A 13,845-nucleotide genomic window follows, 5' to 3' on the forward strand; every position below is an offset into this window, starting at 1 on the left:
CTACATAGGTAAGAGGTGCCCTTTTTGAGTTATAATGATTGATAAAGCGAACATAAGAAGCGAGGCTGTTATGCAAAAGTGGTACAGTATCATTCCTAAAAGTCCGATGTTAAGTATCTATCTGTGGATCATCGTCTGCATTATGCCCTTCTACTTTATTATCCATATTATCCATTCGTTTTCATTGTGGCTCATTAGCGTAGCGGTGTTATTGATTATCCTGTATTTTTTAAGCTACTTTTTCTCTTTCAGTGCACGGACGGGCCTGAAGTACATGTGGATCGGCCTCCAAATGGTGCTGAATATCCTAATGACACTGTCGTTTGGTTATGCTTATTTTGTCCTCTTTACGGCGATTTTGATCGGTTTTAATTTTAAGAAGGCCGTTGGCTTTTATGTCATGTATGGTTTGAATATTCTGTTTACGATAGTCACCATCGAAGTGGGGTATTTTTTCTTTCAGGATTTGTTTATATCCCAAACGCCTTTCATTATCGTTACTGCTCTAGGGGTAGTGTTAGTGCCCTTTGCTCTATATTCCAAGTCGAAACGCGAGAATCTGGAGGGGGAGCTCGTAACGGCAAACGAGCGCATTTCCGAGCTGACGGTGCATGAGGAACGCCAACGTATTGCGCGCGATTTGCATGACACGCTGGGTCAGAAGCTATCCATGATCGGATTGAAAAGTGATTTGGCGACACGCTTAGTAGAAAAAAATCCACAACAGGCCATCCAAGAAATCAGGGATATTCGCCAAACGGCGAGCATTGCGCTAAAAGAAGTTCGTGAGTTGGTGGCCGATATACGCGCGATACATCTGGCGGATGAATTGGTTCGTGTCGAACAGATTTTAAAGGCAGCGCAGATTAAATTTCGTTTGAACGGGGATACAAGTGAGATTCATATGCCGGTTTTTGCGGAAAATATCGTAAGTATGTGCTTGAAAGAAGCGGTAACCAATATCGTGAAGCATAGCCAGGCAACGATTTGTCGCATCAGTTTCTATCAAAGTGATGAAATGTTTAAGCTGACGATTCATGATAACGGAATCGGTTTTCCGAATGCCAAACGATTTGAAGGCGGGAACGGCTTGAAAGGAATCCAGGAACGGATTGATTTTATAAACGGTTCCTTTCATATGAAGACCGACAAAGGTACGACCATGATTATTTCTGTCCCGGTTACGATTACAAACCAATAAGGGGGGAAGACAATATGATTCGTATTGTGATAGCGGAAGATCAGGGGATGCTGCTCGGTGCCATGCAATCCTTGTTAAACATGGAGGAAGATTTTGAAGTAGTCGGCATTGCCAGAAACGGCGAGGAAGCCGTTAAGCTGGTGATTGAATTGCAGCCGGATATTTGCATTATGGATATCGAGATGCCGATCCAGACCGGTTTGGACGCCGCGGAGGCGCTTCTGGATAACGACTGCAAAATCATTATCTTAACCACGTTTGCGCGTCCCGGTTATTTTGAACGTGCGCGTAAAGCGGGGGTCCGCGGTTATTTACTGAAGGACAGTCCCATTGAGGAATTAATAGCTTCGATCCGCATTATTATGGAAGGCCGCCGTATTTATGCCCCGGAACTTGTGGATTTTGTCTATGAGGATGATAGCGAGAATCCGTTGACGAACCGCGAAATCGAGGTGCTGGGGCTTGTTGCCGAGGGGAAGAAGACAAAGGAGGTTGCGGAGGAACTATACCTCTCCCAGGGAACCGTACGCAACTATATTTCAACGATCTTAGAAAAGCTGAAGGTAGGGAACCGGATCGAAGCCATTGCGCGATTTAAGGAAAAGGGATGGAATAAGTAATCGAAGTCACGGGGTCGGGGGTCATCCTCATTCATAATAGGATTGTCGAATATTACTTTAAGGTTTCCGGTTCGCTCATAGTATAATATAGTGACCCCGATTAAAAGAGGTGAACAAATGCTTGATGCAGAGCTCAGTATCATGGATTATTTTACGGAACAAAATATTCAGCTGTTTCTGGACAGGTTCAGGTCGCTTGGGCCGCTGCCCGGAATTTTGCTCACGTTTATGAAATCATTCGTTCCGCCGCTGCCTACGATTGTTATCGTCGGAGCTAATGCTGCGATCTATGGCATGTGGCAGGGATTTCTATATTCCTGGATCGGTCTCGTTGCGGGAAGTCTGCTGACTTTTCTGCTCATCCGCAAAGCGGCAGGCGCCTCCCTCATCCGGCGTTGGGCCGAGAAACCGAAGGTGCAAAAAGCGATGGTATGGGCCCGGAAGAACGGGTTCAGCTTTGTTTTCCTGCTCAGTATGCTCCCGGTCGGGCCTTTTGTTGTCATCAATATGGCCGCGGGATTGACGCGGATGCAGGTAAGTACTTTCGCGACGGCGGTGGCTTTGGGCAAGGCGGTCATGGTCTTTTGCGTGTCCTACATCGGGACCCATCTGTCCGATTTCGTAGACCAGCCGGCCAAGTTTCTTGGCGTCGCCCTGTTTATTGCAGCGTCGCTGTGGCTGAACCGGAAGCTGCAGGCTTATTTTACGGCGGTTGCCGCTCCTGCGGCCGGGCCGGCGGAATAAGGCAGGCGTTGCCGGCGCTTGCCGGCTGTCACCGGTAAAGCGCCGATATTGCCGCCGCTTCGGCGCCTATCAACTCCCGCAGCTCCGGCGGGTTCAGCGCTTCGGCTTCCCGGCCGCAGGCGAGCAGGATTTCGCACGCCGATTCCAGCGTATTAAACTCGATATCCACGGACATCCAGCCGGCTTGGCCGTCCTCGGGCTCGGCGCGAAGCACCTTGGCGTAGCGCTCCCGCTTTAGCCGGGCCAGCCGCTGCGCCGAGATGGAGATCGTTGCCGGGTAGCGCGGCAAGGCGGATTTGAAATCCGCGGTCGATTGCTCCCAGTACCCGCTCAGTGAGAAGTCGTTAGGACGCTGAAAGGATTCTTCCCGCACAGCGGCTTCCGTGATCCGGGAGATGCGGAAGGTCTTGAACTCGCCGTTTTCCTCCGCCACCAGGTACCAGACGTTCCGTTTGGCCACCAGCCCTAACGGGTGAACCCTCCGTCTGGCGTTATTCCCGCTGTACTCTGTGTCGCTATCCGATTTGCGGTAGGACATCTCCAGCTTGCGCTGTCCCCAAACCGCCTCCTGCACGACGTTAAGCAGCGGAAAGCTTTCGTCCGAAACATGCCAGCCGGCCCCGTCGATGTGAATGCGTTCCCTGATCATCTCGGCATCCTGCCGGACAGGCGCAGGGGAGGAAGCGATCAGTTTCTGGTAAGCCGCTTCAAAGTTCCGCCTCGGAATCCCTAAATCCCCCAGCAAATGACTGTGACTGGTCATGAGCAAAGACAGGATTTCATCCTGATTCATCCCGGTCAGACTTGTCCGATAATTCTCCGCTAGCATCCATCCGCCAAGGGGACCGCGTTCCGCATATACCGGAATTCCGGCGGAGCTCAAAGCGTCCATATCCCTCACGATCGTCCTCTCCGAGACCTCCAGTTTTTCAGCAAGCTGGCGCGAGTTTAATTTGCCGCCGTTTTGCAGCAGCAGCAAAATGGATAACAGCCGATCCGCCCTCATGTTCATCCATCCTTCCTTTTTTTTCTTCCTGCTTTGAATTGTAGCATTTATATAAGACAGTGGATGTCATATTTGACTGATAAACTGGGAATGTCTTTGAAAGTAGAATATCGGGAGGTTGATGATTATGGAAAACAAGGCGAACTTGAAGCCATTGAGTGGAAAAATAGCCGTGGTAGCCGGTGCCACGCGGGGAGCGGGCCGAGGAATCGCCGTCATGCTGGGGGCGGCGGGGGCCACCGTTTATTGCACGGGACGCAGCGTCCGGGGTGGCGCCTCGGACATCAACCGGTCCGAAACGATCGACGATACGGCGGAGATGGTTACCGCTCGCGGCGGAATCGGCATTCCGGTCCGCTGTGACCATACGCAGGAAGAGGAGGTCAAAGCGCTGTTCGACCGGATTGCGGAGGAACAACAGGGACGCTTGGACCTTCTCGTCAATGATATTTGGGGCGGAGAGCAATTGACGCATTGGGGGACTCCTTTTTGGGAACAGCCTTTAGGCGATGCGCTGCTGATGCAGGAGCGGGCGGTGAAAACCCATCTGATCACAAGCTATTACGGGGCTCCGCTGATGATCAAACGGGGAGGGGGACTGATCATTGAAATTACCGACGGCTCCACCTATAACTACCGGGGGAATTTGTATTACAGTCTCGCCAAAATTGCGCCGATTCACCTGGCGGCGGCCATGGCGGAGGAACTGCGCTCCCACAATATTACCGCACTGGCGGTCACGCCGGGATTTCTGCGGTCCGAACAGATGCTGGATCATTTTGGAGTGGGAGAGGACAACTGGCGTGACGCGGTTGCCCAGGAACCACATTATATTGAATCGGAAACTCCTTACTTTGTCGGCCAAGCCGTAGCCGCCCTTGCCGGTGATCCTAATGTCCACGAAAAATCCGGCCGCGCGCTGACAAGCTGGGATTTGTCCGACGAATACGGCTTCAGCGACGTGGACGGCCGCCGGCCCCATTGGGGAAATTATGCGGAAAAGCAGGGTTTGCCGATTAACTGACACAGTATGAGATACCGAAAGACCCTGACTGGTCAAGAACCGTCAGGGTCTTTTGTTGAATAGAGTGATCCTCCATAGTTTCAGTCCGATACCCCAGTGATCTTCGGATTCCCTAAAACCGGCTCTCGCTTTGCCCTTGGCCCGCATTCCGCTCAAAAGCTACGATCCAATCCCCTTGAATTGCAGCGTACCCGACGTCTCCTTCAACGACAAGTCCATACAGGTTTTTTACGTCGAGATATTCCTGGCGCTGCCCGTTATCGAACTCCAGCGTGATGTAGTAGTAGGTGCGAGAGGAGTTATGCATGGAGTCATTCATATTGTGCGAGTGACTCCTCACGTCCATCCGTTTGGATACGATCCGCGCATAGCGGGAATCCCGCGGCGAGCTGGCATTTTTGGTATAGCGAACGCCCCTCACGATCAGGCTGATGATTACAGCGGCAAAGATAATGACAATTAGAATGGGGACAAGCGTAAACATAAAATTAAAGCCAGAAGCTGTAGTTCCGCCTCCCCCAAACGGGAAGGGATCAGGTCCGAAGTTCATTCCCGGTGCCTCCTTCTATGTGCATTCAGGACAACCGTGTTCCGAACTAGCGTCCTGTCTCTATGTTTTACGCGGATGCAGGCAATTTTGTTTCATTTATGATTTTTCGTCACGTCGTATGAACTCCAGAACGATATCCTGCGGATGGTCCCCGAATTGGCTCCCGAACAGATTAAGCCCCCGCTTGTTGGCTGCATCCTCCTTTACTTCGAACCGGATGGAAATGGGTTGGTTATACGCCAAATGAAGCATACCGATTGAGGTATCGGTGGCAGAGACACCGTTGACGGAACTTCCCTGATTGCTGATGCGCCATTCCGTCAGCATGCCGTACTCCGTGCCGCTTTTCCAACGTTCGGGAGTCAGCTTGCCTTTCCGGTCCCCGAAATCGGACGGACAAGTCCAGGTGCCGGCATTCAGGCCGTTTACCGTGACCGTAATGTCGGAAGCCCAGTCCGCGCGGAAGGAAGGCGCTTCGGAACACAGCTCGGCACGAATGCGCAATTCATCGAGCTCGACGCCGGGAGGCAGGGGGTTGGCGAAATAATATTCGATATAACCGGCCTCGGCAAACCAGAGAAGCGCGGCGTCGATCCGTTCCGGCATATAGAATACCCGGGGATCATCCTGCGATCCGATCAAGGCCCCGTCCTTGCCGGCCATGCCGCAGGAGGGCTTCACGGAGCAATGCGAGAACATCCCGATCGGCATGTGAATACTCTCCACGGGATGAAGGCCGTCCCCGGGTTTGGACGGAAGCTCCAACTGGATGGAGCGGCAGGTCACGGAGCAGATTTTTTCCCGGTTGGCTCCCTGGGTGGAGACGAGCAGTTCGGCCTGCTCGAGCGTCTGAACGTTGATGGAGATGGTCGGTTGGGCTACGCCCAGCGTTTCGGCCAGTTGGCTGACGCTCATCGGCTTCTCCCCAAGCGCCTCCAATATGCGGACGCGAAGGTCTCCCGACAACGCCTTGGCTACGTCAAGGATTCTTGAAGCCGGGTAGCGGATAATTTCTTGCAACGGTTCGCTCATCGTCAAAATTCCTTTTCTTCTACAGAGATCATATTGAGATTATTGTACAATGCGGAATTAATATTGTAAAACTATAATAAACATTGTAAAAATACTATATAGGTGTTAATATGGGCACATAATCTGCTTGAAAGGGTGTGTATCGCATGAACATCACTATGTTAAATCAGGAAACGTTGGGAGTGCCCCGTCCGGAATTCCCCCATCCGCACTGGCAACGAGAGGAGTGGTGGAATTTAAACGGTTCATGGTCATTCCGCTTCGACCCTGAAAATGAAGGCATCCAAAACGACTGGAGCGTAAACGGTGAAGTTCCGTTCGACTCGGACATCCAGGTCCCGTTTTCATGGGCCAGCCCGCTGTCCGGCATCGGTAAGGACATCAAGGGGATCGGATGGTACCGGCGAACGGTGGCGTGGCATCCGGCGGCTTCCGGCTCGAAGTTGTTTATACGTTTTGGAGCGGTGGATTATTTATGCGAAGTCTGGATTAACGGCTGTCACGTAGGAAGTCATCAAGGCGGTTACGGCTCGTTTGAGTTTGATGTAACGGACGTCTGGCAAATGGAAGGCAACAACACGATCGTCGTCAGAGCGGAAGATCAGGACCATAATTACCAAGCGCGCGGAAAGCAGGGGTATGGCGAAATCCGCGGCATCTGGCAGCCGGTTTGGCTGGAAGCCCGACCGCAAACTTATTTTAAAGACGCCAAGTTCAGAACCTATATTGACGGCCGGATTGAGGTTACGGCAACCATCAAGGCGGAACAAGCCGGAAAGGCCGAGCTTACGGCTGAATTTGTAGGCGCTTCCATTAAGCATGTCGTATCCGTGGAGCTTCTTGCCGGCGAAAATGAAGTGAATACCTCGTTTATCGTGAACGAGCCCCGGTTATGGAGTCCGGAAACCCCGCATTTGTATGAGGGGGCATTAAAGCTGGGCGGTTCCTTCGGCATGGATCGGGTCAACACCTATTTCGGCATCCGGGAGATCGGGACGGCCGCTTTCGGCGACCGGGGTTACCGCTGGATTACGCTGAACGGCAAGCCGGTTTATTTGAACGGAACGCTGGACCAGTCGTATCACAAGACCGGTTATTTTACCTATCCGTCCGATGAGGAAATGCATGATGAGATTTACCTGATGAAGCGCCTGGGACTCAATTTTGTCCGCATCCATATCAAACCGGAAGAGCCGCGCAAGCTGTACTGGGCGGATAAACTGGGCATTCTCGTCATGGAGGATATGCCTTGCTTCTGGGGCAACCCGGATGAACGGGCCCGCCTCGCTTACGAGCAGGAAGCGCTGGAGGTCATCGAGCGGGATTACAATCATCCGTCGATTTTCTCCTGGGTGATGTTTAATGAGACGTGGGGGCTCAAGACAGATCCCAAGGAAGCGGGAGTTACGGGGGATATACAGCGGCAGAGCAACTATTTGCCGGAAACCCAGGAATGGGTGCGGGAAAAATACCGTTGGGCGAAACGGCTTGATCTGACCCGGATCGTCGAAGACAACTCGCCTTGCAATTATGACCACGTCGAGTCCGACATCAATACATGGCATTTTTATATCAATGGATACGAACAGGTCCGATCCCATTTGGAGGATATCGTCAGCAAAACGTACCCGGGCTCGCCCTTCAACTGCATCGGCGGTAACGTACAATCCGATGCTCCTCTGATGAACAGCGAATGCGGCAATGTGTGGGGCATCGAAAACGGTGCGGGTGACAGCGACCTCGCCTGGCATTACCGCTACATGATGAACGAGTTCCGCAAGCACGACAAGCTGTGCGGGTTCGTGTTCACGGAGTTCCGCGACGTGACAAACGAGTTCAACGGTTATTACCGCCTGGATGGAAAGGGCAAAGATTTCGGATACGAAGCTTTCGTACCCGGCATGAGTATTGCCGATCTGCATTCCCCGGATTTCATCGTGCTGGATGTCCCTCCATGCCAGACTGTTTCCGCCCGCGATCAGGTCGTTGTTCCCTTGCTGCGGTCCAGCTTCAGTGACCGGTATCATGAACAGAAATTGTGGGTGAAATGGGAGCTGTGGCATGATCAACTGGGCGTTCGCACAGTGGAAGATAGCGGGGTCATGCAGCTGGATTGGGAAGGCTACGGCGTTGCGCCGCTTTCTTCGCTGACCCTTACGATGCCGAATCGGGATGCGGTAGCCGTGCTGGCGGTAACCCTGGAGAACGAAGCGGGGAAGGCGGTTACGCGGAACTTCACTACTTTTGATGTAAGAAGCGGCAACGATGACGGAAAGGCAGCGGAATGCGGGACGATTCAAATCCCGGTAGGCTCTTACGCGGAGCAGACGTTTGAACATCAGTGGGCCTCGCTTCAAGGCGCGAAAGTAAGCGGTGCGGAGAAGGGTAGCTTTAGCTATGACGTAACGCTGCCGGGCGTAACGGAGAAGACCGCCATTCACGATATTGAAATTCTATTCGAAGCCGGTGCGAAGCGGCTTTTGGCCCGGAATATCGAAGGCTCGATAGATACCGATATGGGAATCGGCGCGATGCATGGCGCCGACGCGAAGGTAGAATATAACCCTAACACCTATTACATGACTGATGAGGAAAAGCATCCTTCCCGCCTAAACGTGCTGGTCGACGGAGAAAGAATCGGCTCGTTCGTTTTGCCGGACGATCCGGCGGACAGCCGCGGCGTATTGTCTTGGCATTACCAGCCGGTCGCGAACAAACTGGATGAAGCCGGCTCGTACGGTTATCTTTGCAAAATGAGCGTTCCGGTACCATTGACGGCCAGGCTGAACCGCAGCCGTACTTTCCGCTTGGAACTGCAGGCAGAGGAAGGCGGCGTGGCCTTGTACGGCCGCAATGCCGGAAGGTATCCGCTGGATCTGTTAATCCGTTACAACGGCTGAGGACTGGCTTTATAGTGCAGGCGTAAGGGAGGAAACCATACCATGACGGGGAATACACTCAGCAATCCGATCTTGGAGAACGGTGCCGATCCTTGGATCTTAAAAGGGAAAGACGGCAGCTATTATATGTTGGTTACGATGGGGGACCGAATTGCGATTCGGCATAGCAAAACCATGATGGAACTGGGGAGCGCTCCCCCCAAAACCATCTGGATGCCCGATACTCCCGGACCTTATTCTTATCACCTATGGGCGCCGGAGCTTCATTCTATCGAAGATCGTTGGTATATCTACTATACGGCGAACGACGGCGGGGGAGACGATACCCGGAGGGTATGCGTGCTTAGGCTAGTGGGCGATGACCCCATGAACGGCGAGTGGACATTTAAAGGAGCGGTCAATACGTGGCACCCCGGCTTGGATGGAACGGTATTGCCGCACCGGGGGGAGTTGTATTTCTTTTATTCCGGCTACGGTCATTTTCCCGATTACGGATCAGGCATTTATGCCGCCCGCATGCTCAATCCCTGGACATTAACGGGACCTGAAGCGCTTATTACGGCACCGACGGAACCCTGGGAGAAACATGGCGGCATGGCCATTAACGAAGGACCGTCCTTTTTGCGGAGAAACGGAAGAATCTATCTCGTTTTTTCGGCAAGCGCGACCTGGTCCGACGATTACTGTCTGGGAATGACGATGATTTCGGAATCCGAGGATCTCTTGAATCCCCGGGCATGGATCAAGCATAACGGTCCGGTCTTCGCCAAGAACCCGGAGTACGGGGTTTATGCACCCGGGCACAACAGTTTTACAATTTCGGCGGATGATTCGGAGGACTGGCTGGTTTACCATGCTTATTCCTACTCGGAGGCCGAACAGGATCGTTCGGCGGGAAGTCCGCGAAGCACGCGGATCCAAAAGTTTGACTGGAAAGAAGACGGGATGCCGGATTTCGGCATTCCGTCGGCAACGGATATGATCATTCCTCCTCCGTCGGGAGAGTAAGGATCAGGAGGAACGGTTGGATCGTTATCGAATAGGCATAAATACTCAAAAACCGGCATGAAGATATGCCGGTTTTTTGCTTTTCAGTAGTAAAAAAAGCATACGAATAGCGAATCTTTCAATATAATTAATATTATTGCTTTAATACAGCTTAGTGTAGTAAAGTACATTAGAGATTGCTTATGTAAAATTCTTGTAAAAAGCTGTAGGAGGATTCTTATGTTGGAAGTCGGTATCCATGAAGCCGATAGATTGGTTCAAGTGGCTCATGCCCTATCTACCCGCTCCCGGGTCGATATTCTTCGCCTGCTGAATACGAGGAGCATGAACGTTATTGAACTTGCCGAGGCGCTGCAGCTTCCGGTTTCCACTGTCGCCAACAACGTTAAAGTACTCGAAGCGGCCAAACTCATCAATACGGAGTTGCTTCCGGCGGTACGCGGGGCGATGAAGGTGTGCAGCCGCAATTATGACGATATTCTTATTTCTTTAAATTCCACCGTACGTTCCACCAAAGACGGGATGAAGTTTTACGAGGTCGAGATGCCGATCGGACATTACAGCGATTGCGAAGTCCACCCGACATGCGGCATGGCTACTCACGAAGGAATGCTGGTAAGGGAGGACGAACCGGCCAGTTTTTATCACCCGAAGCATGTAGGCGCACAAATTATCTGGTTTCGCAAAGGTTATGTGGAATACTTGCTTCCCCTGGAGATTCCCTTGAATGCGAGCATCCAATCGATCGAACTTTCCATGGAAATGTGCTCCGAAGCACCGAATTACGACAATGACTGGCCTTCGGACATTTCGGTATGGGTGAACGGAGTCGAGATCGGAATGTGGACCAGTCCCGGTGATTTCGGCGACCGGCGGGGAGTGCTGAATCCTTCGTGGTGGCTGGATTGGACGACGCAATACGGTTTGCTGAAAACATGGCGCATCGATCATGAACGGACGACTCTCGATATGCAAAAAGTGTCCGAAGTTACGATAAAAGACCTGCACCTGAATCAGCGCCCCAGCCTGCGGTTACGTATCGGGGTCGATTCGGAAGCGGTACATAAGGGCGGCGTTAATCTCTTCGGCAAACAATTCGGGGATTACGAACAGGATATTGTCATGCGGGTAGCTTATACCCAGGAAGAAACGGAATAGAAGGAACCATCATTTCCCCAAGAAATGATGGTTTTTTATTTTGCAACGCCCAAGGAAGGCAGGGGCAAGGTTTGTCCCATTATTATATGCCGGACTAAAGAGACAAGTTGATTATTACAATAAAATTGTAACAAAAGACCTATACCATAAAATATTACAATAAAATAGTTTGAAACCGTTGACATTTTAAAAAACGGGCATTATATTAGCTTCAAAGGTACAAAAAATATGTAATAAAACAATAATGATGTTTTGTACCTCATCAAAAGTTAAAGGGGAGGTCAACATGAAAAAAAGTTTTGGGATTGTGCTCGCCTTAATGCTCTCGTTGTCCTTGGTGCTAAGCGCATGTGGCGGCAGCAACAACGGAAAATCGGGAAACAACGATGGAACGGCAACTACGAATGAGGGAACCGCCGATCAAGGAAATGGAAGCGCTTCAAATGACGGAGAGAAAGTTACGCTGTCGTTCTGGACGCTTTTCTCGGGCGGGGACGGCGATAATATGCAGGCGATGATCGACGCTTTTAACAAGGAGCATCCGAACATTCAAGTCAAGAATACGAAGCTGGAATGGGGAGAGTATTACACGAAGCTGATTACCGCGGTCGGTAACGGCAACGGTCCGGACATCGGCATCTCGCACATCTCCCGCCTGCCCGACTTGATCGACCAAGGGGTTGTGTCCGAATTGGACGATGTGGCTACCGAGGCCGACGTGGACTGGTCCACCTTTAATCAGAATATTCTGGATGCTTCCGTCGTGGACGGAGCGCACTACGCGGTGCCGATCGATACGCATCCATTCATTATGTACTACAACAAGAAACTGCTTAAGGAAGCCGGACTGCTCGATGATGAAGGCAAGCCTATTCTGGAGCAGTCGGCCGACGGGTTCATTACTTTCCTGACTACGCTTAAAGAGAAATTGCCGCAGAAAGTAACGCCGTTCGCTCTTTCGAACACCAATGATGACCCTTTCCGTCTATGGTGGGCGCTCTACTCCCAGTTGGGCGGCAATGACGTGGTATCCGACGATTTGGGCTCGGCGCAGGTCGACACGGACAAAGCGGTTCAAGCCGCCCAGTATATCCAGGACTTATTTCATAAACATAAAGTGATTAAATTGAACGACCCCGATTTCTATAAAAATTTCCAAAGCGGCACAGCGGCGATCATGATGACCGGCGTTTGGGCAACAGGAACCTGGGAATCCACGAAGGATCTTGAATTCGGAGCGATGCCGATTCCGAAGGTGTTTGACCAGGAAGCTACCTGGGGCGACTCGCATACGGTAATTCTTCCGGTCACAAAGAAAGAAGATCCGGCCAAGCGGAAAGCGGCAATTACTTTCGCCAACTGGCTTGCGGACAACGGTCAGGTTTGGGCCAAGGCCGGTCACATTCCTTCCAAGCCGTCCGTATTTGAAAAACAGGAGTTTAAAGATTTGCCGTACCGCAGTGATTACGTATCCGTGGCTTCCACCGTTAAATTCAGCAAGCCTTCGACAAAGAACTGGCAAATTCGCGATTTGGCCATGTTTAAATACTTGAACGAGATATGGGCGAACAAAATGACCCCGGCTGACGGAATTGCCAAAATGTCGGCCGAAGTGCAAAAGGTACTCAGCGAATAACGGATCGGGAAATGAATTCGGCAGACTTTGCGGCATGGGTCGTAAAGTCTGCCGGTCATATGGGGAGGTATGGTGCTTATGAAAATGAACAAATTGAGAGCAGACGTGCAGGCGCTCCTGTTCCTGCTCCCCTTCTTGGTCGTTTATTTCATGTTTACCATCTGGCCGATGATCAAGGGCGTAGAGATGAGCTTCTATAAATGGACGCTTATCAAGAAGATGAAGTACGTTGGACTCGGCAATTATGAGCGAATGTTTCAAGACCACGAGTTTTGGGCATCCATCTGGCATTCCACGATTTTTGTAATCATCACAACGCCGTTAATGATCGTTCTGGCCATTATTCTGGCGCTCATCGCCAACCGCAATTCCAGGCTGCAAAGGTTTTACCGGAGCGTGTTCTTTATTCCGAGCATTCTCTCCGTGGCGGTGGCCTCTTTTCTGGGATTGTTTGTATTTCAGCCTTATACCGGGCTTGTAAACTCTTTGCTCCATTTGGTAAAGCTGCTTCCGGAAGGTTCGGAAATCTTTTGGCTGTCGGAAACGAATTTGGCGTGGATCGCCATCTCGTTATTAACGCTATGGTGGACGGTCGGCTTTAACTTTATTTTGTATTTATCGGCGATGCAGGATGTGCCGGACGAAGTCTATGAAGCGGCGCGTTTGGACGGAGCGACCGATGCCCAGATATTCTGGAGAATCACGCTGCCGTTGCTTAGCCCGATTACGAAAACGATAACGATGCTGCAAATCATAGCTTCATTTAAAGTGTTCATGCAAATCTATGTCATGACCGGCGGAGGACCTCTGGATCAGACGCGTCCCGTTATCCAGCTGATTTGGCAAACGGGCTTCCGCAAAAACGATCTGGGGTACGCGTCAGCCATGTCCTATATGCTGTTCGCCATTCTTTTAGTTCTGTCCGGGATACAATACTGGGTCAATAACCGGAAGGAGGCGAACTAG

The 13,845-nt window shown here is 51.4% G+C and carries 12 protein-coding genes; 9 read left to right on the forward strand and 3 right to left on the reverse strand.

Annotated elements, in window-relative coordinates:
* The first annotated feature begins 70 nt into the window (after positions 1-70).
* The 3 genes from ACLB09_RS23140 to ACLB09_RS23150 all read left to right on the forward strand — a co-directional run bounded on the left by ACLB09_RS23140 (position 71) and on the right by ACLB09_RS23150 (position 2,565).
* Positions 71-1,201 (forward strand): sensor histidine kinase, encoded by a 1,131-nt coding sequence (locus ACLB09_RS23140; RefSeq protein ID WP_410772192.1) that lies wholly within the window; start codon positions 71-73, stop codon positions 1,199-1,201.
* Positions 1,202-1,215: 14 nt separating this feature from the next.
* Positions 1,216-1,821 (forward strand): response regulator, encoded by a 606-nt coding sequence (locus tag ACLB09_RS23145; RefSeq protein ID WP_410772193.1) that lies wholly within the window; start codon positions 1,216-1,218, stop codon positions 1,819-1,821.
* 117 nt (positions 1,822-1,938) lie between these two features.
* Positions 1,939-2,565: a TVP38/TMEM64 family protein gene (locus ACLB09_RS23150; RefSeq protein WP_410772194.1), complete on the forward strand. Its 627-nt coding sequence runs from the start codon at positions 1,939-1,941 to the stop codon at positions 2,563-2,565.
* 28 nt (positions 2,566-2,593) lie between these two features.
* Here the strand turns inward: ACLB09_RS23150 and ACLB09_RS23155 are convergent, their stop codons facing one another.
* Positions 2,594-3,571: a helix-turn-helix transcriptional regulator gene (locus ACLB09_RS23155; RefSeq protein WP_410772195.1), complete on the reverse strand. Its 978-nt coding sequence runs from the start codon at positions 3,569-3,571 to the stop codon at positions 2,594-2,596.
* A 121-nt stretch (positions 3,572-3,692) separates the two neighbouring features.
* Between ACLB09_RS23155 and ACLB09_RS23160 the strand changes: the two genes are divergently transcribed.
* Positions 3,693-4,595 (forward strand): SDR family oxidoreductase, encoded by a 903-nt coding sequence (locus ACLB09_RS23160; protein ID WP_410772309.1) that lies wholly within the window; start codon positions 3,693-3,695, stop codon positions 4,593-4,595.
* Positions 4,596-4,707: 112 nt separating this feature from the next.
* On the opposite strand, the gene ACLB09_RS23165 is transcribed toward ACLB09_RS23160, so the two are convergent.
* Together ACLB09_RS23165 and ACLB09_RS23170 are read right to left on the reverse strand one after the other, a co-directional pair.
* Positions 4,708-5,145 (reverse strand): DUF2500 domain-containing protein, encoded by a 438-nt coding sequence (locus ACLB09_RS23165; protein ID WP_410772196.1) that lies wholly within the window; start codon positions 5,143-5,145, stop codon positions 4,708-4,710.
* Positions 5,146-5,241: 96 nt separating this feature from the next.
* Positions 5,242-6,177: an ArsR/SmtB family transcription factor gene (locus ACLB09_RS23170; RefSeq protein ID WP_410772197.1), complete on the reverse strand. Its 936-nt coding sequence runs from the start codon at positions 6,175-6,177 to the stop codon at positions 5,242-5,244.
* A gap of 146 nt (positions 6,178-6,323) precedes the next feature.
* On the opposite strand from ACLB09_RS23170, the gene ACLB09_RS23175 reads away from it, so the two are divergent.
* The 5 genes from ACLB09_RS23175 (at position 6,324) to ACLB09_RS23195 (ending at position 13,845) form a co-directional block, all read left to right on the forward strand.
* The gene (locus ACLB09_RS23175; RefSeq protein WP_410772198.1) at positions 6,324-9,077 is read left to right on the forward strand and encodes a glycoside hydrolase family 2 protein; all 2,754 of its coding nucleotides are present in this window, start codon (positions 6,324-6,326) and stop codon (positions 9,075-9,077) included.
* Between the two features lie 42 nt (positions 9,078-9,119).
* Positions 9,120-10,085: a glycoside hydrolase family 43 protein gene (locus tag ACLB09_RS23180; RefSeq protein ID WP_410772199.1), complete on the forward strand. Its 966-nt coding sequence runs from the start codon at positions 9,120-9,122 to the stop codon at positions 10,083-10,085.
* Positions 10,086-10,304: 219 nt separating this feature from the next.
* A complete protein-coding gene (locus tag ACLB09_RS23185; protein WP_410772200.1) occupies positions 10,305-11,243 on the forward strand; it encodes an ArsR/SmtB family transcription factor in 939 nt (312 codons plus the stop codon).
* Positions 11,244-11,529: 286 nt separating this feature from the next.
* Complete coding sequence (locus ACLB09_RS23190) at positions 11,530-12,879, forward strand: ABC transporter substrate-binding protein (RefSeq protein ID WP_410772201.1); 1,350 nt, start codon at positions 11,530-11,532, stop codon at positions 12,877-12,879.
* A 78-nt stretch (positions 12,880-12,957) separates the two neighbouring features.
* On the forward strand, positions 12,958-13,845 hold the full coding sequence (locus ACLB09_RS23195) for a carbohydrate ABC transporter permease (protein WP_410772202.1): 888 nt from the start codon (positions 12,958-12,960) through the stop codon (positions 13,843-13,845).

Origin of the sequence: Fontibacillus forbon (assembly GCF_046559655.1) — a bacterium.
In the GTDB taxonomy this organism is placed as follows: Bacteria; Bacillota; Bacilli; order Paenibacillales; family Paenibacillaceae; genus Fontibacillus.

What these genes read in the sequence shown, in the direction of transcription:
- ACLB09_RS23180 (WP_410772199.1), top strand. Translation starts at nt 9,120, where the DNA reads ATGACGGGGAATACACTCAGCAATCCGATCTTGGAGAACGGTGCCGAT.
- ACLB09_RS23145 (WP_410772193.1), top strand. Translation starts at nt 1,216, where the DNA reads ATGATTCGTATTGTGATAGCGGAAGATCAGGGGATGCTGCTCGGTGCC.
- ACLB09_RS23195 (WP_410772202.1), top strand. Translation starts at nt 12,958, where the DNA reads ATGAAAATGAACAAATTGAGAGCAGACGTGCAGGCGCTCCTGTTCCTG.
- ACLB09_RS23155 (WP_410772195.1), bottom strand. Translation starts at nt 3,571, where the DNA reads ATGAGGGCGGATCGGCTGTTATCCATTTTGCTGCTGCTGCAAAACGGC.
- ACLB09_RS23170 (WP_410772197.1), bottom strand. Translation starts at nt 6,177, where the DNA reads ATGAGCGAACCGTTGCAAGAAATTATCCGCTACCCGGCTTCAAGAATC.
- ACLB09_RS23175 (WP_410772198.1), top strand. Translation starts at nt 6,324, where the DNA reads ATGAACATCACTATGTTAAATCAGGAAACGTTGGGAGTGCCCCGTCCG.
- ACLB09_RS23190 (WP_410772201.1), top strand. Translation starts at nt 11,530, where the DNA reads ATGAAAAAAAGTTTTGGGATTGTGCTCGCCTTAATGCTCTCGTTGTCC.
- ACLB09_RS23140 (WP_410772192.1), top strand. Translation starts at nt 71, where the DNA reads ATGCAAAAGTGGTACAGTATCATTCCTAAAAGTCCGATGTTAAGTATC.
- ACLB09_RS23165 (WP_410772196.1), bottom strand. Translation starts at nt 5,145, where the DNA reads ATGAACTTCGGACCTGATCCCTTCCCGTTTGGGGGAGGCGGAACTACA.
- ACLB09_RS23150 (WP_410772194.1), top strand. Translation starts at nt 1,939, where the DNA reads ATGCTTGATGCAGAGCTCAGTATCATGGATTATTTTACGGAACAAAAT.
- ACLB09_RS23185 (WP_410772200.1), top strand. Translation starts at nt 10,305, where the DNA reads ATGTTGGAAGTCGGTATCCATGAAGCCGATAGATTGGTTCAAGTGGCT.
- ACLB09_RS23160 (WP_410772309.1), top strand. Translation starts at nt 3,693, where the DNA reads ATGATTATGGAAAACAAGGCGAACTTGAAGCCATTGAGTGGAAAAATA.